The 18,039-nt window shown below is 60.9% G+C and carries 15 protein-coding genes, 1 tRNA gene and 1 pseudogene; 13 read left to right on the top strand and 4 right to left on the bottom strand.

Annotated features, from left to right (window positions below):
• The 6 genes from EN780_RS01760 to EN780_RS01735 form a co-directional block, all read left to right on the top strand.
• Positions 1 to 1,234 (top strand): HlyD family type I secretion periplasmic adaptor subunit (locus EN780_RS01760; RefSeq protein WP_245499845.1); only part of this gene is annotated, 1,234 nt, incomplete at its 5' end.
• A 328-nt stretch (positions 1,235 to 1,562) separates the two neighbouring features.
• A complete protein-coding gene (locus EN780_RS01755) occupies positions 1,563 to 2,168 on the top strand; it encodes a SapC family protein (RefSeq protein ID WP_245499844.1) in 606 nt (201 codons plus the stop codon).
• Between the two features lie 8 nt (positions 2,169 to 2,176).
• The gene (locus EN780_RS40355; RefSeq protein ID WP_245499843.1) at positions 2,177 to 2,461 is read left to right on the top strand and encodes a hypothetical protein; all 285 of its coding nucleotides are present in this window, start codon (positions 2,177 to 2,179) and stop codon (positions 2,459 to 2,461) included.
• A 478-nt stretch (positions 2,462 to 2,939) separates the two neighbouring features.
• Complete coding sequence (locus EN780_RS01745) at positions 2,940 to 3,164, top strand: hypothetical protein (protein WP_128271769.1); 225 nt, start codon at positions 2,940 to 2,942, stop codon at positions 3,162 to 3,164.
• Positions 3,165 to 3,617: 453 nt separating this feature from the next.
• Positions 3,618 to 4,319, top strand: a complete 702-nt coding sequence (locus EN780_RS01740; RefSeq protein WP_128271767.1) for a Crp/Fnr family transcriptional regulator — start codon at positions 3,618 to 3,620, stop codon at positions 4,317 to 4,319.
• A gap of 374 nt (positions 4,320 to 4,693) precedes the next feature.
• Complete coding sequence (locus tag EN780_RS01735; RefSeq protein WP_128271765.1) at positions 4,694 to 5,443, top strand: response regulator transcription factor; 750 nt, start codon at positions 4,694 to 4,696, stop codon at positions 5,441 to 5,443.
• A 225-nt stretch (positions 5,444 to 5,668) separates the two neighbouring features.
• Here EN780_RS01735 and EN780_RS01730 read toward each other — a convergent pair whose 3' ends face one another.
• Positions 5,669 to 5,947, bottom strand: coding sequence for a hypothetical protein (locus EN780_RS01730; RefSeq protein WP_187331225.1), 279 nt, complete (start codon positions 5,945 to 5,947; stop codon positions 5,669 to 5,671).
• 460 nt (positions 5,948 to 6,407) lie between these two features.
• Positions 6,408 to 7,214 (bottom strand): response regulator transcription factor, encoded by an 807-nt coding sequence (locus EN780_RS01720; protein WP_128271763.1) that lies wholly within the window; start codon positions 7,212 to 7,214, stop codon positions 6,408 to 6,410.
• Between the two features lie 480 nt (positions 7,215 to 7,694).
• Here EN780_RS01720 and EN780_RS01715 point away from each other — a divergent pair, with 480 nt between their 5' ends.
• The 7 genes from EN780_RS01715 to EN780_RS01685 all read left to right on the top strand — a co-directional run bounded on the left by EN780_RS01715 (position 7,695) and on the right by EN780_RS01685 (position 16,099).
• Positions 7,695 to 9,443, top strand: coding sequence for a polysaccharide biosynthesis/export family protein (locus EN780_RS01715; protein WP_128271761.1), 1,749 nt, complete (start codon positions 7,695 to 7,697; stop codon positions 9,441 to 9,443).
• Positions 9,444 to 9,506: 63 nt separating this feature from the next.
• Positions 9,507 to 10,826 (top strand): GNAT family N-acetyltransferase, encoded by a 1,320-nt coding sequence (locus EN780_RS01710; protein WP_245478337.1) that lies wholly within the window; start codon positions 9,507 to 9,509, stop codon positions 10,824 to 10,826.
• Positions 10,788 to 10,872, top strand: a tRNA-Asn gene (locus tag EN780_RS01705). The genes EN780_RS01710 and EN780_RS01705 overlap by 39 nt, the downstream gene beginning before the upstream one ends.
• Positions 10,873 to 11,009: 137 nt before the next feature.
• The gene (locus EN780_RS01700) at positions 11,010 to 11,723 is read left to right on the top strand and encodes a 4'-phosphopantetheinyl transferase superfamily protein (protein ID WP_245494497.1); all 714 of its coding nucleotides are present in this window, start codon (positions 11,010 to 11,012) and stop codon (positions 11,721 to 11,723) included.
• 85 nt (positions 11,724 to 11,808) lie between these two features.
• Positions 11,809 to 12,837 carry a thioesterase domain-containing protein gene (locus EN780_RS01695; protein WP_127283940.1) on the top strand — a complete coding sequence of 343 codons (1,029 nt, stop codon included), beginning with the start codon at positions 11,809 to 11,811 and terminating at the stop codon, positions 12,835 to 12,837.
• 35 nt (positions 12,838 to 12,872) lie between these two features.
• The gene (locus tag EN780_RS01690; RefSeq protein WP_128271759.1) at positions 12,873 to 14,849 is read left to right on the top strand and encodes a non-ribosomal peptide synthetase; all 1,977 of its coding nucleotides are present in this window, start codon (positions 12,873 to 12,875) and stop codon (positions 14,847 to 14,849) included.
• 71 nt (positions 14,850 to 14,920) lie between these two features.
• The gene (locus EN780_RS01685; RefSeq protein WP_127283938.1) at positions 14,921 to 16,099 is read left to right on the top strand and encodes an acyl-CoA dehydrogenase family protein; all 1,179 of its coding nucleotides are present in this window, start codon (positions 14,921 to 14,923) and stop codon (positions 16,097 to 16,099) included.
• 68 nt (positions 16,100 to 16,167) lie between these two features.
• On the opposite strand, the pseudogene EN780_RS40350 reads toward EN780_RS01685, so the two are convergent.
• Both EN780_RS40350 and EN780_RS01680 read right to left on the bottom strand, forming a co-directional pair.
• Positions 16,168 to 16,302, bottom strand: a pseudogene (locus tag EN780_RS40350) (IS701 family transposase); the annotation flags it as partial.
• A 154-nt stretch (positions 16,303 to 16,456) separates the two neighbouring features.
• Entirely contained in the window at positions 16,457 to 17,317 is an 861-nt protein-coding gene (locus EN780_RS01680; protein ID WP_187331226.1) for a glycoside hydrolase family 16 protein, read from the bottom strand.
• Between the last annotated feature and the right edge of the window lie 722 nt (positions 17,318 to 18,039).

Raw genomic sequence — 18,039 nt, 5'->3', positions numbered from 1 at the left:
CCTGTTCTTCGGCGTGGCCGGGGGCTGGGCGGCATTGGCGCCGTTGGACAGCGCAGCGGTGGCGCCGGGCGTTGTCAAGGTGGCCGGAGACCGCAAGCTCATCCAGCACCTCGAGGGCGGCATCATCGCGGAGCTGAACGCCGCCAACGGCGATATCGTCAAGGCGGGCAAGGTCCTCCTCCGGCTCGACGACACGCAGGCGAAGGCGCAGCTCGACCTGGTCCAGAACCGGATAGCGACGCGAGAGGCGCTGGCGGCGCGTCTGCGGGCCGAGCGCGACGGCAAGGCCGAGATCGAGTTCGATCCGACGCTGCTCGCCAATCCCACTACCGCCGCGAGGGACGCGGTGGCCGCGCAGCGCGACGTGTTCGCGGCCAAGCATCATAATCTCGAGGACGAGCGGGGAATTCTCGCCCAGCGCCGTCACCAGACCGAGGAAGAGATAACGGGACTGCAGGAGCTTGTCGCCACCGAGGACAGGCAGATCGAGGCGCTCGAGGCCGAGACCAAGGACCTTGAGGGCCTGCTCAAGAAGGGGCTGACCACCCGCGAACGGAATCTGTCGCTCAGGCAGCAACAACGCGAGATCGAAGGCGAGCGCGCCACCAACGTCGCGGCGATCGCGCGCGCCAAAAGCGCCATGGCCGAGATCGACATGCAGACCCTGAACCTCAACACTGTGCGGCTGAACGAGGCGGTCGAGGAGTTGAGCAAGGTCGAGGCGGAGTTGTTCGACCTCAGACAGGGGGAGCGTTCCGCCAGGGACGTGCTTGCCCGCACCAACGTCGTCGCACCGGTCGACGGGATCGTCATGGATCTGAAGGTCCACACGGCCGGCGGTGTCGTGAAACCCGGCGAGACATTGATGACAGTCGTGCCGCTCGGGCAACAGCTCGTGGTCGAGGCGATGGTCAAACCGGAGGATGTCGAGACGATCGCCCCCGGACAGCCCGCGCGCGTCAGCTTCCCGGCCTTCGCCCGCTACAACCTGCCGCCGCTCGACGGCGTCGTCGAGATCGTGTCGGCCGACCGCATGACGGAGGAGCGCAGCGGGGCACCGTATTTCGCCGCCACCGTGCTGATCGACAGAAACGAGCTCGCCAAGCTGGAAGGCCGCAAGCTCTTGCCCGGCATGTCGAGCGAGGCGATGATCCGGACCGGCGCCCGCACCGTGCTTTCCTACATCGCCGAGCCGATCACGCAGAACTTCCGCCGGGCGATGCGAGAGAAATAGCCGCCAGACACAGATCTCGGTTCATGACCCGCGCAATCGCGGCGTCACGGATTGCTGACCCGCGATCGTCCACCATTCGTGCTTCTGCGGCAGGCCGCCGGTCAGCTACGTAGAAGTCCGTATCAGCCAATGTGGCCGCTCGGTGATAGGCTGTCCATAGGACACACCCCGCACATTGCGCGTGATCGCCACGGGCTGGGAGCGGCCCATCGTTTCGCGGAAACGTTGAGCCGTTCGATTTTTGGCTCGACGCAATTCCGGACGGAAAACGGTTTCACACTTCCCCTGAAATTGCTCTAAACCCAGATGGCGCCAGAGGAGAATACCGATGAGTGATCTGAAGACGCAGACGGCACCCGCAGCGGCGGAAACCGGGCTGCCGCTGTTCTATTCGAAGCCCGAGGCGCTCAACCCGATACGGCACGGCTCGCTCGGCCTGACGGCGCGCGCCGACTTCTCCTTCGCCCGGTCCGCCCATGCCATCCCCGTGGTGGCATCGGAAATGCCGGCGGCGATGCGCTCCTATCCGATTGTCTTCATCGGCGTCGCCAAGGCGCCGGTGATCATCACCGGCGTGCGCCAGAACGAGAACCTGTTCGTCGATGCCAACGGCCGCTGGAGCGAGCCGCACTACATTCCGGCCTATGTCCGGCGCCTTCATCCTCGCCGACGAGACCAAGACGGCCGGCCGGCTGACGCTGTGCATCGACCGCGCCAGCGAGCGCGTCACCCGCAAGGACGAGCGCAAGTAAGCTCCGGCGCGGCCTGCGTGTCGCGGCGAAGTCCTGTACAAAGCGCTCGACCGGCGGCTTGCGTTGCCAGTCCGGAGCCGTTCATATCGCCTGTGCGACCAACCGATGCCGAGTCCGTTCGTATGCGGCCATGGCGCTCCGGGCGCGGACCCTCGCGGTGGCAACGACAGCAAATACTGTGAAGAAGAGAATGCCTGGATCGGCGCTGCCGGCCGACACCGAGCTGGCGACTATGCCGGCCAGGGCCGCGTTCCTGACGCTCGTTACGACGGCATCGGTTTCCGGGTCGACCCATTCCCGCACGCGGCCAATGCCGCTTACCAGGACACCGAGCAGCAGTGCCATCATAAGCGATCCGAAGAAGCCAAGCTGGGACAGGACCGCTATCGGCCAGCTCGATGCCCTCGAACTGCCGAAACCTATGCCGAGGCCGCTGGTGTCCACGATGGACTGCAGGCTCTTGACGTTCCAGTAGGCGCGCTCCTCGCCAGAGGCGGAACTCGGGGCCCGGACAAGGAAGCCAAAGGACGTAGCTGGACATCCCACGGCAGTAGGATGGCAGCCGATACTCCTTCCGAATGAGCCTGCGCACGGCCGGGCTGACGATACGTACTAAAGCTTAAGCGGGGTCAATGTGCTGAAGACCTCGGCACGATGTAAGCTGCCTTGCTGGCTGGATGCTGGCTGGGAGGTAGGTGCTGAAATGCTTCCGAAATCTTGTGAGGGGGCAGCCGACGAAACCAGGGGCGTCGGTTCCAGCGACTCTCATGAGTGCCTTGCGATGACGGCCCTACTGGCCCAGCATTGCGGGCCAATGCCGTTCGCTGGACGGCCGTCACGGCCCGCCCCGCGCAATTGTCATTCCAATGCTTCGAAAGCCGCTTCTCAGGCCGACGCAAGCCACGGGCGGCCGACGGGTTGCTTGGCGTTCCGAAACGAGGAGGAGAAACGATATGACCGGCCAGGTCATGCAGGGTGCGCTGCGAGCCAAGCAGCTCCGGCAGCTCAAGGAAGTCTACGACCGCGCCCGGGAGGTGAAGGCCAGATACCCGGAGTCACACATTGCAAGCCGAGCCGCCAAAAGACTGATCGATGCCTTCGAAACGGTGATCCAGCCTGGCGGAGCGACTACGGAGACGCAGTGGCTGCGCGACGCCAACCCCAAGGGAAACGCCTGAGACCGGGAGTTCACGCCGGCGTCCGCGACGGCTCGCGAGCGGGAACGGTTTGTTGTCAGTACTCCTGCTCCCAGAAGGATCGCGCCTGCCGTTCAACCATCCGAGAATTGGCCAACGGCGCGTTTGCAGCGCAGTGACTGGAGAGCCGGGCGGGCAATCACTCCTCGCTCTCAGGCGGACCGCACAATCTGCTGCACCCATGGGCGTTTTCCCGCCGGGGCGCGATGTCGGATGCGGAACTTTAAAGTTTGACGCAGCGTTGTCGGGGGATGCGTGCAGATCCCGTCTCCATCCTTGAGGACGAAGGCGAATCTAACCGCAAGTGGCTGATTTGCGCGGACGGATGGCACCATGCATCCGACAGGGCCACTATACACAAAGTCGTGCACATCTGGCTTTTGGCGAGCAACTATTGTAGGTTGTGCTTAAATTGAAACAAACTCGCGGGTCTCCATGCAGACGCTGTCGCAGTTCATAGGGTCACATCACTCGGGCACAACTTCGTCCAAGAACGAATGGGGGAACAATGATATTCTCGGCGCTGCGAAAATCTACAAACCTCACTCGGTCCTGTGCCGCCAGGATGATGACGACGACACAATATTCATCGTGAAATCGGGTTGGGCCCTGCTTTACCGAGGGCTGTTGGACGGAGAACGTCAGGTCATCGACACTCCGTTGTGGGGAGACGTTGTCGGCTTCCGTTCCGTCGACGGACCCCGTTTCGCATCGCTGGCGTCCATAACGGAACTGGCTGTTCATGAGGTGTCCAGGAAAGCGCTGGTCGAACACATCCTGTCGGGGGGCAACTTCGGCAACAGGTTCGCTTGCTCGCTGGCCCGGCTGAACGCAATTCTTGCCGAACATCTGGTGAATGTCGGGCGGCGGAATGCGATGAGCCGCACTGCTCATTTCCTGCTCGAATTGGAAGAGAGGCTGTCCTCCGTTGGGCTGTCTGTCCATGGCAGATACGAGTGCCCCCTCACTCAGCACGAGCTGGCAGACATCCTCGGAATGACCACGGTTCATGTGAACCGGACATTGAGCGAACTTCGCAAGGCCGATCTCGTCTCTTTCAAGGCAGGCCATGTGGAGATCCTCAACCGCAAGAATCTGGTCAAGGTTGCCGGGTTCGACAATGAGTACCTGCGGTAGGGTTTCTCTCCAGCTACGGCCTAGTCTTATTCTCGTGGCTTGCCTCCCCGTGGCGCCAGGCCACAGTGCATCGGGCTGACCATGTCTCCCCTTTTGCAGCAAATTGCGATGCATCGAGAGCCCATCTCAGCGCAGGCCTTTCGACCCGAAATTTACTAAAAATTAACCTATGTTAGAGACCCCTAATAATTTGGTTCTAAACTACCCAAGCCGTTTCTTCGGGGGCAAACCGGGAAACTGCCAAGGACGCCAGGGCTTAGGGCAAAAGAGCGTCAACTTTTGGCGTAGGGTTGGGGATCACCTTCCAAATCTAGAGGACAAGGAGTTTATGTCGGCCGCCGGAAGGCGGCTCGGTGTGGGAAAGGGTGGGTAGTATGAGTACCGCAGCAGGACTGTCTAATTATGCTTCGGCCAATCAGCCGCGAGTTCCAGCCAACGGAACCGAAAATGCCTCCAGCAGGGAATGCCTGCTCATCTTGGATGGCAGGGCCTTAGACCGCGAGTGTCTAGCATCGGCCCTTGTAGAGCACGAACTCGGCATGGCGGTCGCCGCCATGGGTTCAATCGAAGAATGGCGTACGAAAAAGGGCTCGGCCCCTCCGCTTGTCGCCATACTCTTCAACCTCGGCGGCCGGAAGGTCACCGATCGTGGTATAGCGGACGAGATCAGGCACATATCGTCCGAGTTCAAATCAATCCCCCTGGTCATCCTGGCCGACAACGAAGAGCTGACACAGATCCTGACGGCTCTCGAATGCGGCGCGCGAGGTTACATTCCGACCTCCGTGGGGATCGATGTCTGCGTCGAGGCGATCAACCTTGCGGCAGCCGGAGGCATCTTCGTTCCGGCGAGCAGCGTTCTCTCCATGCGGCATCTGATAGATTCAGGCAGCCGCGACACGCAGCCTTTTACCGGAATGTTCACGCTCAGGCAGGCCGAAGTAGCGCAGGCGCTCCGGCGCGGTAAGGCGAACAAGATCATCGCCTACGAACTGAACCTGCGCGAAAGCACCGTGAAGGTGCATATCCGAAATATCATGAAGAAACTGAAGGCGACCAACCGCACGGAAGTCGCCTACAAGGTCAACGATCTCTTCGCGGAAGGAACGCTGGCCGAGAAGTGACCGTGTTGGATAGAACAACCTCCCGTTCCAGTGGACCCTGAGCCGACATGCAGGGTTGCCGCTGGAACGGAGCGTCCGCGCGTCCAGCTCAAAATCATCTGACCCCGCATCGCTACGGGTAACGACGTCCGTGGGCCGCACGCCGAGCTCGGCCGCGGCTGACATTGCGCCGGAGTCTTGAGGGCTCCTGAGAGTCTAGAGGCCTGGTGTTTTGGAATCCGCCGATCAATCTGCAGAGTTGGCGGCGCTAGGGAAGGTGTACTTGCCGACCCAGCTTACGGCTTCCTCGATCGTGTCGAAGTTCTTGTGCTGCCCGCTCAGCAATCCGAAGCCCGTCTCGAGGAACCATTTTCCCTTCGTGGAATAGGCTTCCTCGTCGATCCGGGTGAGGACAGCAACCAACTGGCCAAATTTCCAAACAAGAAGGCCGGATTCTCCCCCCTCGACCGTTCCGATTCGAGCTTCGTTAAGCGAAAATCCAGGTGCAAGTGCAGCTTGGCCCACCTTAGTCAATTCCCTCAGAACGCATCGGCAAAAATGTGTTGGCTTGGATCGCTGGTTGCGTGCCTGTCTATCCTGGAAATATCTGTTTCGCCGGACGACGACAGGCAAGTTTGGTAGCAGATCGCCGTATACGTTCAAAGCCCTTTCACCCCATGATCCACTGTTAGTTTCTGGCGCGAAACCCTCAGAGAATTCTGGCTTTCCGGGCGCGCTGCGTCCCGAAGTGCTGGTGGAGAAGCTCGATCTTGCGTTCCAGCACGCTGGCCGTGAGCGGCACGCATGCATTCGGCTGGCGGAGGTGCCGTCCCAATTCGAGCATAGATGATCGCGGAAGACATTCCAGGCCAGTTGGCTGACCTCCGCTGGGCATCGAACCTGGAGAGGGTTATATGCGCACCATCGCGATCCGTCTCCACCGCATCTTTTTGAGGGGGGAATGCGTCAGCCCGAATATAGCGGGTTACACGGCATGAGCGTTCTCGATAAAGCGGTACCCCTTTTGTGCTTCAAATAGATCTTGCGGACAGCGAGAGGGCTGAGTTTCCATCTTTTCGTTGCCTGACGACGCGGGAGTGAGCACACCATGGTTCATCGCCCAAACCGCAGCCTGCGTACGGTTGCGAACCCGAATCTTGCGAAGGATTGCTTTGACGTGCACTTTCACCGTAGCTTCGGCAATTCTAATCTCGCGCGCGATTGTCTTGTTAGACTCCCCTTCGATTAAGCAGCGCAGAATACATTTTTCCCTGGTTGATAAAATTGATAGTTCTCGTTCTACATTCTCAATTTTTATATCCACGCCGGTCAAATCATTAGTCAACGCATCATATTTCACGTCTTGCCTGATTTCTCGAATAAACGACGAGGGTTCCACCGGTAGAACCGTCTGACCAAGCATAACCAATTCGAGCGCTTTGACGAAAGTGTCGGCAGCAGCGGCCTTTGTCAAATATGCGTCAGCCCCCGCACGAAAAGCTGAAACTATATCGCTCGATCGGGAGTGATCGGCTAGCGCAACGACGTGACTGTTCGGATAAATCGCTTTAAAATCAGCAATTTGTGCGAATTCAGCATCTGCATCGGTACCGCCGACATCCATGACGAGCAGGATGGGCCTGTGTTGGGGTAGTGGCTTCTGCAGAAGATCGTGAACGCAAGCCACGGAGAAAATGATACGAAATTTTGCTTCATCGAGGATTCTACTAAGGCCTTCTCGGAGTAACTCGCTTGGCCCGACAAGCACTGTCATACAAGATTGTTTTGTCATCGTAACTTCCCCAACACGTCGGGTAAGCGCTCGATGCGCCAACCGCCCATTTTTTGAAGGTACGCTAGGGAAACCCTACCCCAAAATACCCTCATTAGGCGTAGGGCCGCTTGTCGAGCCTGCCCGGGTTTCTGAAACCAGTGGCTTGGCACAGGGCATATAGAGCGGGCAGCGGACCAGCACCATCGCGGTTTTCGACGCGCGGCAGTGCTTGCCGGGCTTGGTTTTCCCACGGTGCGGCTGCCGCGTGCCGAGCGGGAGCCGCGGCCCATAAGCGGCAGGAGTGATCCCTCGCAGCAATCTGCTCATTGGACGAGTTCGCCAAAAGTGGTGCTTATCCGGAAGGAGTGCCCACAAAGGGATAGTTGTGCCGCAGGCGGTGAAGGATCACGATAACAGAGAGCCTTGCTCGTCGACGACCCGTGCCTCGACCAGTTCGGGAGGGGATTGCCACCATTGAAAAGGTGAAAGCCACGCGCCATGGCCAAAGATGACAATTCCGAACCTGTCTCTCCCTTGTCACCGGCGGCTGGCCGCATGGGAGTGAAGGTCATCCTGCTTGTCGTTGGGCTCTCCGGAGTCACCGTCCTGGGAGGAGGCGCAGTCAGACACTGGGAGGCCATCCAGGTTGCTTCCGGAGGCGTGACACAGAAGGTCGAGGATGTCTCGGTTGCGCTGGTGCAGAAGGCCGGGGCTGTCTCCGAAGCGTTGGCGCAGAGGGTTGGGGATGTCTCCGGAGCCCTTGTGCAGAAGGCGTCAGCTGCTATCGACAGCTGGAAAGATGAACCCCAAGATCAACCGGTTCAAACCACCTCCGAACCTTCCCGCGCAATCGTGTCGGGACCGGATGCGCCGAAGGCGACCTTGGTCGAAGGGAGCGTCGTACCTGCCGTCCCCACCAGTGCCGCGCGCCCCAAAGCGGTCAGCACGGCGCCAGACCTGCCAACCGGAAGTCTGTTCAGCGTCGGCGATCGTCTCAAGGTTGTGTTCTACGAGCGCGTCGACGTCGAGGAAGACAAATGGGGGGACGGGTCCTCGGCCTCTGCCCTGCGCGGCATCGTGCAGCGTCCGGAACTGAGCGGCGAGTATGTTGTCCAAGAGGACGGCACGATTTCCGTGCCCTTGCTTGGCTCCATTCCGGTCGCCAATCGGTCGACGCGACAAGTACAGGCTGACTCAGCGGAAATCTTCGGCCAATTGCTGGGCCGCAAGGGGTTGGTCGACATCCTGCCACTGGAGCGCTCGCCCATCTACGTACTGGGGCCGGTCAAGAATCCAGGCTCGTTTAAGTACGCGCCCGGCATGACGATCCTGCACGCCATCGCGCTGGCCGGCGGACTCGACCGGGGCGACAGCCAGCCGTGGCAGAAGATCGAAGCCGTGCGCGAAACCCAGAAGCGGAGCGGGGCGATCGATCAAATGTCGAAGTTGCTCGCCCGCACGGCGGTTCTGAAAGCCGAGCGCGACGGTACGGAACCCAAGATCCCGCGCCAGTTGCTGGAGTTGGCTGGCGAGACCGAAGCCGCCAACCTCGTCAACGAGCAGAGCGACCGGCGCAAGGCCATTGCCACCGCCCGCAAAGAGCGCGAGCGCACGATTAGGGGTGCGCTGGAGGCGGCAAAGCAGGATGTTACCACGTATGGGCACATGGAGTCGCTCGACGAACTCGTCAAGCTGCGCCAGGACCGCGTCAACAGCATGCGCACGCTCGTGGACCGCAACGTCGTCAGCATGACGGTGATGGATCAGGTCCGGAGCGAACTCTCCGACGCGGAACAGCGTCGGCAGGACGCCCTCAACCAGTACGCGATGGCCAAGCAGCGCCTCGCCTCACTTGAGGCCGAGGCGCTAAGGACCCGGGCCGACCTTGCGAACGATCTGGAGGTTGAGATCGAGTCCACGGAGAGCCAGATCGCGACCAATTTGCGCGAGTTGAACTCCAGCGAAGGCGTCCTCTACGCGTTGCCGGGGAGCAGCGCCCAGTTGGCGACGGACGCGAGCAGCGTAACCTATCAAATCGTGCGGCAATCGGCATCCGGGCCGGTCAGCATCAAGTCGGTCGGCATGACCCTGTTGCAGCCAGGCGACCTCGTCAATATCCTCGTGGGCGAAGAGGAACTGACGGTTTTGGGCTCGTCGCCGACCGCCGCGAGCTCGCCGGTCGCCGCGAGCGCTTCCAAAGATGGAGGTGCTGACCGCGCAGTGCCCGCCTTGAGTAGTCAGGAATAGGGACTTCACTTCTCGCGCTGGCGATACGAGACTTCGCCAAACAAGACAGACTCCGAGTACTCCATGGCTGAGCAGCAGGGCGCAATGGGGATATCCTTGGCATCATTGCCACAAACTTCAGTAGAACCGGCCATGAGCCAGGATACAGCTATTGACGTTACAGTGGAGACGATGCGGGACATCGCGAGGCTCGAGACCATTTGGACGGAGCTCGAAGCGCGGGCAAGTCACTCATTCTACCTGTCCTGGCTCTGGATCGGTACTTGGCTACGTCATCTGCCGCGCGGCGCGCAACCACATGTTCTTGTCGCTCGGACGTCAAGCAGGACCGTTGGATTGGCGATTATTTGCCGGCGCAAGACCTGGAGTTTCGGGCTGCATGCGCGGGCGCGTTGGCTACTCAATGAAACCGGAGACGTTCGTTTCGATCGATTATTCATCGAGTACAACAATATTCTTGCGGAGCGATCCCTGGCCGATGCCACGAGGTTGGCGTGCCTTGAGGCCCTGGCGCATCACTTGCGCCACTCTGACCAATTGGTGCTCTCCGGAATTGATCCGGACTTTGAGTTGGCCGCCTGTCGCACCGCGGGCCGAGCCGGGCTGCTTGCCGATGTGAGGGCGGACGATATGGCGCGGTGGATCGATTTCGCCAAAGTCCGCCAGAAAGGCGGAAATTTCCGCGCCACATTGGGCCGCAATACTCGGCAAGCGGTAAGCCGCGCCATGCGGCTGTATGCTGAACGCGGCCCCATTTCGTTCCGGACCATGGAAGCCACATCGGAGGCGCTCGCCGCGTTTGATTTGCTCGCCGAGCTTCATCAGGTGCGGTGGGGACGCAAGGGAGCCTTCGCCCATCCGAGCTTCCGTCGATTTCACGAGGAGCTCATTGCACGCGGAGTTCCCACCGGGGCCGTGCGCATCTCACGGACTTTGGCTGGGGACCAGACAATCGGGATCCTCTACAATTTCGTGCATGACGGCCGTGTCTACAACTACCAAAGCGGTTTTCTCTATGAGCGCGACGGCCGGCTCAAGCCCGGGCTTGTCAGCCATGTTCTGGCCATCGAGGACAGCATCGGGCGCGGGGAGTGCGGCTACGATTTTCTGGCAGGCTTCTCGGGGCACAAGTCCCGCCTGGCCAATGCGGAACATCCTTTGAAGTGGATCGCAATAGGCAGGGACGGTCCGGAGCGCCGCATCGAGGCAAAGCTGCGCGGTGCCAGGCGGGTGCTGGGGACCGTAGCTACGAACATGAAAGAGCGGCTGTTTGAAGCACAGCGCGTATCCGGTTCAACTCGGTATCAGAGCACCTGTTCGCGCGATAGGCTCTCTAATCTATGTTTCAGCGTGGCGGAATTGGTAGACGCACCGCACAGTTAATGCGACGCCGCGAGGCTTGTAGGTTCGACCCCTACCGCTGGAGCCATAGATCTAGAGGCAGCATATCAAGTCGTTGAACAGGGGCCTTTCGGCTCCCGTTTGGAAAGAGTTGCACTTGTGCGCGTGAGCGCTCCAAGCGATCGGCATCCACCTATGTCTTCTGACTGCTGCCCTGAGCTCAACTTGATACAATTTCCTGGCGCGGGCGGGGACGATCGCCATGGCGCATTGGGCGCGAACCGTTTTCCTGCTGTCTCGGCCAAGCTGGGATCCGAGATCATAGTGCCGATTCTCGAGAATGATGGTTTGCAGCTCCTGGCGTTCATCCTCGATGCTGAGCAGATCGTCATCCGCGAGATAGGCATTTGGCTCAGCGAAGAGGAACGCCGGCGCGCCGAGGGGTTGAGGCTGGAGCGGGACCGCCGCCGCTTTGTCGCGACCCGTGGGCAGCTGCGCCGGATCCTCGCTTCCAGGCTGGGAATCGCGCCGTCCGACGTCGAACTGGAATATGGACGCCAAGGCAAGCCACACCTCTCGCACCGCATGCCTGCTCGCGATCTGCGCTTCAGCGTCTCACGATCCGGAGATCTCGCGGTCGTCGCCCTCTCGACCAGGCAGGATATCGGGGTGGACATCGAGGCCGTTCTCCCCGTGCCCGAAGCGGACGAGATCGCAGCGCTCTGCTTCTCCGCCTCCGAGTATGGGTCCTACACCGCCCTCGGTCCGGAAGACCGGTTGGAAGGCTTCCTCCGGCGCTGGACCCGGCTGGAGGCTATCTCCAAGGCTCTGGGGTGCGGCTTAGGACAGCCCCTTTCCTGGGTTGAAAGGGATTGGGCTGTCCATAGCTTCGTGCCGAAACCTGGCTACGTGGGGACGGTAGTAGTCCAGAATTGGTAGTCCGAAATTGAAGTGCCCGCGATGCCATCATTCACTTACGATGCAATGCGGATGAGCGAGGAGGTCAACCAACTCGAGAGGCCCTATGTCGGCGGACGTGATGCAGATCCCAGAGCTTCTCGCAGACCTCGCGGTCAAGGACATCAAGGTCTGGGTAGAGGGCGACCGGCTGCGGTGCAACGCGCCAGCTGGCGCACTGACTGCCGAGTCTTCCGACCAGTTGCGTGACCGGAAGGGCGAAATCATCGCGTTTCTGAACATGGCCACTGCGGCAGCCCGGCAACAGCCAGCAATCATTCCCCTGCAGTCTCGCGGAACACGCACGCCCATTTATGCCGTGCCCGGGCATATCGGGGCGCCCTTCTCATTCTCGGACCTGTCGAAGCACCTGGGTGGCGATCAACCGTTCTACGCACTCCAACCGTCTGGCTTCGACGGGCAGAGCGAACCGATGGAACGCGTCGAAGATATCGCCGAGTATTTCGCCCGCCAGATCGTCGCATATCAGCCCACCGGTCCGTACATCATCGCCGGCTACTGCTCCGGCGCCGCAACCGCTCTCGAGCTGGCGAAAATCCTGCATCAACGCGGAGCGGAGGTCCCGTGCATGGCGCTCTTTGGCCCCCTTCATCCCATCATCTTTAAGCAATTGCTGCATCAGCTGTATTTCTTTGCCAGTCGCACCGCCGATTCGTCCCTGCGAGAGATAGCAAAGCTGCCGACATTCGGCGCTCGTCTCCGGTATTTCGGCAGGCGTCTCCGGAACCTTGGCGGGCGCGTCGGCGCCCTAGTGCTCCCCGTCCGCAAAAGCAAAGAGCCTGTCACGTCAGATCCGGTGCTAGCGAGCAGAGCTCGACTCAAATCCACGGCGATCACGGCTTTGCGGCGGTACATCCCCACCCCGTATTCGGGTCGAGTATGCATATTCCTTCCAAACAAGGCCTGGATGCGATCGGGTGCGGCACCGCGCCAATGGCTTCGAGTGATGCCCCAAGCCGAGTTTTATTTCGGGCCCGACGACTGCAACGATAGCCATATGCTGGAGGAGCCGGACGCATCTGCCATCGCAGAGCTTTATCGCAAGGCAACCCGAAAGGCTGAGCGATTGACGTGATTGATTTTTGATTTCTGCAATGGGGAGCGTATCTCATGAATGAAGTCCTACCTATCGCGGCGGAGGGCGTTGCGCGCCCCTTGTTGAAAGGTCCCGATCGTCGGGCGCTGGTTGTCGAGTACAACGCCACGGCAGCGCCTTACCCGTCGGACAGGACGATCATTGATCTCTTCCGCGACCAGGCGACGCGCAGTCCTGACGCTGAAGCGATCCGCTTCGGCGACGCAACGCTGACGTACCGGCAACTCGACGAACGATCTGACCAGATGGCCACGCATCTGAGCTCGATCGGCGTGGGACCGGGTCGGATTGCCGTTGTGTTCATGGAGCACTCCATTGAAGTCGTCGTCGCGATCTTAGGCGTCTTGAAGTCAGGCGCAGCCTATGTGCCGGTGGACGCGGCAACACCGAAGGGGCGTCTCGCGACAATCCTGAAGGACATTGCCGACGGGACCGACGGGCGGGCGCCGGTGGCGATCACTCAGACGCGCCTGCAGTCGGTCATTTCCCCGAACCTTGCCGACATTTTCGTGCTCGACGCCGATTTCGGATCGATTTTGAATCAGCCGGACTCGGCCCGGCCGTCCGCGGCCACTCCGGACGGCGCCGCCTATATCATCTTCACCTCCGGCTCGACCGGCACGCCTAAGGGCGTCGTGATCGAGCACCGGAACCTGGTGAACTATATCTGGTGGGCCGCTCGGGTGTACAGTTCCGGTGAACGTCTCGCATGGCCCCTTTTCTCATCCCTGGCCTTCGACCTGACCGTCACAACGCTCTTCACGCCACTCATCAACGGCGGCCGAATCGTGGTCTATCTGGGTGATCCCGGAATCCAGAGCATGGTCGTGCTCAAGGTCATCGACGACAATGCCGTCGACATCATGAAGCTGACGCCGGCGCACCTCGCGATGGTCCGCGACCGCAATCTCGAGACCACAAGGCTGCGCAAGTTCATCGTGGGTGGCGAGGACTTCAAGACCGAATTGGCTCGCTCTATCACGAAGGCCATCCCCGGTCCTGTCGAGATCTACAACGAGTACGGACCAACCGAAGCCACTGTGGGCTGCATGATCCACCGTTTCGACCTCGACCGGGATCATTCCGCATCGGTGCCGATCGGCGTCCCGGCCGCCAATGCAGGCATCTATGTCCTCGACAACGCACATCAGCCCACCGCCTCCGGCATTATCGGCGAGATGTTCATCGCCGGCGACGGTCTCGCAAGAGGTTATTTCAATCGCCCCGACCTCACCGACGAACGTTTCCTCACGGTCGCCGATCCCCAAGATGGGTTTTCGAGGCTGCGGCTGTACAAGACGGGCGATCTCGCCCGCTGGAATTCGGAAGGGCGCCTGGACTTTCTCGGCCGCGCCGATCATCAGGTGAAGGTTGGTGGCGCGCGTGTCGAACTGGGCGAGATTGAAGCTCGTCTTCTGAAGCACCCGCACGTCCAGGAATGCGCTGTCGCTGCCATCGCCGCCACGGTGGTGACACCAGCGACAGACGGCATCGCACGGCTTGTGGCCTACTATGTATCGTCGAAACCCCTGACGGTGGCGGAGCTGCGCGCCCACCTCGCCGAGCAACTCCTGGAGTCCATGATTCCGACGCACTATGTTCGCCTCGAACGGATGCCGCTCACATCCAACGGCAAGATCGACCGCTCGGCGCTTCCCGAGCCGACGGCGAAAAACATCCAGCCTGCACAAGATTTCGCTGCCCCCTCGACGGAGACCGAAAAGAGGCTGGCCGCGCTGTGGTGCGATCTTCTGAAGGTCGAGTCGATCGGCCGTGACGACAACTTCTTCGGCCTGGGCGTGCACTCGCTCCTGGTGATGCGGGCGGTGGCGCGCATGCGAGAGACCTTCGGCGTCGACGTGCAGCTTCGCAACCTCTTCGAGCGCCCGACCGTGACCGGACTGGCGGAAGTGATCGACGGAATGCATTGGGTGGCCGAGTCGAGAGCCCCTTTAGTCTCGGAAGGACCGAGAGAGGAAATCGAATTCTAGCTTGCCGCAAGGCCTCCGAATGGCTGGGGGACCAATCCCACGGAAGTTCTTGCGCTGGCATGGCAGAGCGGATGAAGACGATGGACAAAGGATGGGAACCGGGGCGCGGGCCGGGCCTGCCTTGGGCGGCGGGGGAGTACGAACTCTTACGTGACCAGGTGCGCCGGTTCGTCGAGGAGGAGATCAAACCCGTTGCAGATCGCTGGGAGGAAGACGGGTTCATTCCCCGTCCGATCCTGCGACGCATGGGCGAACTCGGCTTCCTCGGCATCCGCTACCCGGCCGAGTACGGTGGTGCGGAGATGGACGCGGTCGCATCGACGATCTTCGCCGAGGAACTCGGGCGCTCGACCTATGGCGGCTTCGCCGACGCGACACTGGTCCATACCGACATGGCTTCCGTGCATGTCTTTCGCGATGGGACCAAAGCCCAGCGGACCCGCTGGATGCCAGGCATTGTCAGCGGCGAGGTGATCACCGCGCTCGCCATCACTGAGCCAGATGCGGGCTCGGATGTGAAGGAAATCCGCACGCGTGCCCGCCGAGAGGGGGACTTTTACGTCCTCGACGGCACGAAGCTCTACATCACGAACGGCGTCCACGCGGATCTCTACTGCGTCGCCGCCAAGACCGATCCCTCGGCGGGAATGCACGGGATCACGATGTTCCTCGTCGAGAAGGGCACGCCTGGCTTTAGCGTTGCCCGCGAGATGGACAAGCACGGCTGGCGCTCATCCGACACTGCCGAGCTCGTCTTCGACGGTTGCCTTGTCCCCGCCGAGAACGTGCTTGGCGCGGAGGGACAGGGCTTCTACTCCATCATCAGCAACCTCCAGAACGAGCGCCTTGTCCTCGGCGGCATGGCGATAGGAGCGGCCGATGCGGCGATCGATATGACCCTCGCCTGGGTAAAAGCGCGCCGCGCATTCGGGGGCGTGCTATGGGACATGCAGGCGATCCGTGAACGCCTCGCGATGCTGTCTGCGAAAGTAGAGGCGAGCCGCCAGTTTCTCTATGCCACCGCTTGGCGCATGGCGGCGGACGAAGATTGCCTGCGCGAGGTCTCGATGGTGAAGGCCATCTGCGGCGAACTCGTCAACGAGGTCATGTACACCTGCGTGCAGTTCCACGGCGCCATGGGCCTCATGCGCGAGAGCCCGATCGAGCGCATGGCGCGTGACGCCCGCGCCATATCCATCAGCGGCGGCGCCACGGAGGTAATGCTGGAGGTGGTCGCATCGTTGTCGTGAGCCCAATGCGGCAGTGAGGACATCGCTCCCTGGCGTTGATTGTAAGATGGCCGCGTTAAGGGCTCTTCGGAACGGCGGGTAGGGTTGGCTGATGGGGTCTTTCGGCTGTTCTTTTTTCCCCCACCCGCACTCAGGCGGCGCTGGAGGAAAGGATAAGCGGTCATTGTCATGAGCGCCTGTCGATGCAGGCCCCGCCAGGAGCGGACTACGACGTCACGCCTGGGGCGCCGATCCGGCGCCCACCGACGGCTTGCGGCCGCTGCGCCGGCCCGTCTCGCTGCTCGCCTCTTAGTTTCCTGCTCCGTTCTATCGTGCGGTGCGTAACGCTCACTTTCGTGTCGTCACCCCACAATGCTGTCAGTTCATGCTCAGGCGGTAGACCTGAACGTCGGTCACCTCCAGTTCGAGCGTTGCCGGGGTCGAACTGTCGTAGGCCGTGTGCCAGCCAGACGCGCTGCTGTTGGCAATACTCAGACTGATGAGCAGGGTCATGGCACCGGTCGGCACGTTCGTAGTGACGGTTCGCTTGAGCACACCATCGAAAAAGAACTTGATCGACACGCCCGGTTTGTACTCCATGCCCCAGACGTGGTAGTCGGCCGACAGGTCCACACCAGCATCGAAGAACCGTTGCTCGTTGGTGGCAGCCAACAAAGCGTTTGCCAGCACTCGGTTGGCCGACTTTGCCAGCACTCCGTTGGCCGACCCGGAGCCGTGGAGGAACCCGCCCTCCTGCGTGTCGATCTCGGCCCCGCCCTCGAGATGCCAGAAGCCTGGCCATCCGCCAGTGCTGACGTCCGGTTGCTTCATGCGTATCTGGGCGTAGCCACCGGCAAACGAAAACTTGCCGTGCGTGCAGATAGCGCCGGACTTCCACGCGTACCCGGCGAACCGGTTGCTTCTCGTCGCAACGATCTTCAAGCCTGATGGGCCAGTGCTGATCTGAGCCGGGTCGAAGTACTCGGCGTCGAACCCACCAGCGTTCATCGCGGAGTACGGCGATGGCACGCTCTGCTGCCAGATACCGTTCTGGTCCGCGATCGCCGGTATCCACTTCGTGGAGTCGAGCGAATGCCCGGCGAAGGTGTCCTCGAATATCAGCTGACTGGTAGTGTACCCAGTTGGCGGTGGCAGCGACGACCCACCGCCTCCACCACTGGTGTCGCACGAGACGATCATGAGCGTTGTGACAGAAATGTACTTCGATATACTCTTCATATTGCCCTCTCGTAACGAGGGCTTGACCAAGATGCGATTGCAATGGTCGCCACCGCTCATCGATGTCACAGCCAATCTTAAAGCGAAACGACAAGGACTGGATAGTCGACAATGAGAGGATACCCCGACTATATTGCGGCGCGGCAGGTGGGCCTCGATGCGACCATAGGGCACGAGGTTATAGAGGTATCAGTCGCTTTAACGCTACTGCCCTACCCTCTTGGTCTTCGCCGCGCATTATCCGACCGCTGCAACGCCTTCGCCTCATCCCATGTCGCACGGCACATCCAAGCGTCGCACTCCTCATCCGCGGTGTGATCACGGCATAGCCTTGGGATGAAACGGCTCGTTCGGCGCCGTTGTGAGGAAGCCATAAACGTAGCGGTCCGTCCGTCGGTCGCCGTTGAATGTCGCCACATGCCTCATTTGCGGGCGAACCAGACCGCGTTTTTTTGGTCACTGGGCTCCGCTCGGAAGCGCACTCAGCGAAGCCGTTCGCCGGGACCAAGCAATGGTTTTCCGAGCTGTGCCACGCCAGCCGGTGATGGGAGGAAATGCTCCTGATGATGTTTGTAGTTGGGAAACCTCCTGCTTGTGGCGGTGGCGGCATTATCCAGCCAGGTGGTCTTGGGGCGGCGTGTCGATGCTGATCCTCGGGTGGTACCTCTTTATCCCCGCGATCAGACCTTGATCGAGTGATAAAGTTTGCAGAACTGAACGAT

Source organism: Mesorhizobium sp. M4B.F.Ca.ET.089.01.1.1 (genome assembly GCF_004022605.1).
GTDB lineage: Bacteria > Pseudomonadota > Alphaproteobacteria > Rhizobiales > Rhizobiaceae > Mesorhizobium > Mesorhizobium abyssinicae.
The sequence above is the reverse complement of the archived record's forward strand: the minus strand, read 5'-3'. Positions and strand labels throughout refer to the sequence as shown.

Bases quoted from the DNA above. Each gene is read 5' to 3' on its own strand.
- EN780_RS01755 (WP_245499844.1), top strand. From the start codon at position 1,563: ATGAGTGATCTGAAGACGCAGACGGCACCCGCAGCGGCGGAAACCGGG.
- EN780_RS40355 (WP_245499843.1), top strand. From the start codon at position 2,177: ATGCCTGGATCGGCGCTGCCGGCCGACACCGAGCTGGCGACTATGCCG.
- EN780_RS01745 (WP_128271769.1), top strand. From the start codon at position 2,940: ATGACCGGCCAGGTCATGCAGGGTGCGCTGCGAGCCAAGCAGCTCCGG.
- EN780_RS01740 (WP_128271767.1), top strand. From the start codon at position 3,618: ATGCAGACGCTGTCGCAGTTCATAGGGTCACATCACTCGGGCACAACT.
- EN780_RS01735 (WP_128271765.1), top strand. From the start codon at position 4,694: ATGAGTACCGCAGCAGGACTGTCTAATTATGCTTCGGCCAATCAGCCG.
- EN780_RS01720 (WP_128271763.1), bottom strand. From the start codon at position 7,214: ATGACAAAACAATCTTGTATGACAGTGCTTGTCGGGCCAAGCGAGTTA.
- EN780_RS01715 (WP_128271761.1), top strand. From the start codon at position 7,695: ATGGCCAAAGATGACAATTCCGAACCTGTCTCTCCCTTGTCACCGGCG.
- EN780_RS01710 (WP_245478337.1), top strand. From the start codon at position 9,507: ATGGCTGAGCAGCAGGGCGCAATGGGGATATCCTTGGCATCATTGCCA.
- EN780_RS01695 (WP_127283940.1), top strand. From the start codon at position 11,809: ATGTCGGCGGACGTGATGCAGATCCCAGAGCTTCTCGCAGACCTCGCG.
- EN780_RS01690 (WP_128271759.1), top strand. From the start codon at position 12,873: ATGAATGAAGTCCTACCTATCGCGGCGGAGGGCGTTGCGCGCCCCTTG.
- EN780_RS01685 (WP_127283938.1), top strand. From the start codon at position 14,921: ATGAAGACGATGGACAAAGGATGGGAACCGGGGCGCGGGCCGGGCCTG.
- EN780_RS01680 (WP_187331226.1), bottom strand. From the start codon at position 17,317: ATGAAGAGTATATCGAAGTACATTTCTGTCACAACGCTCATGATCGTC.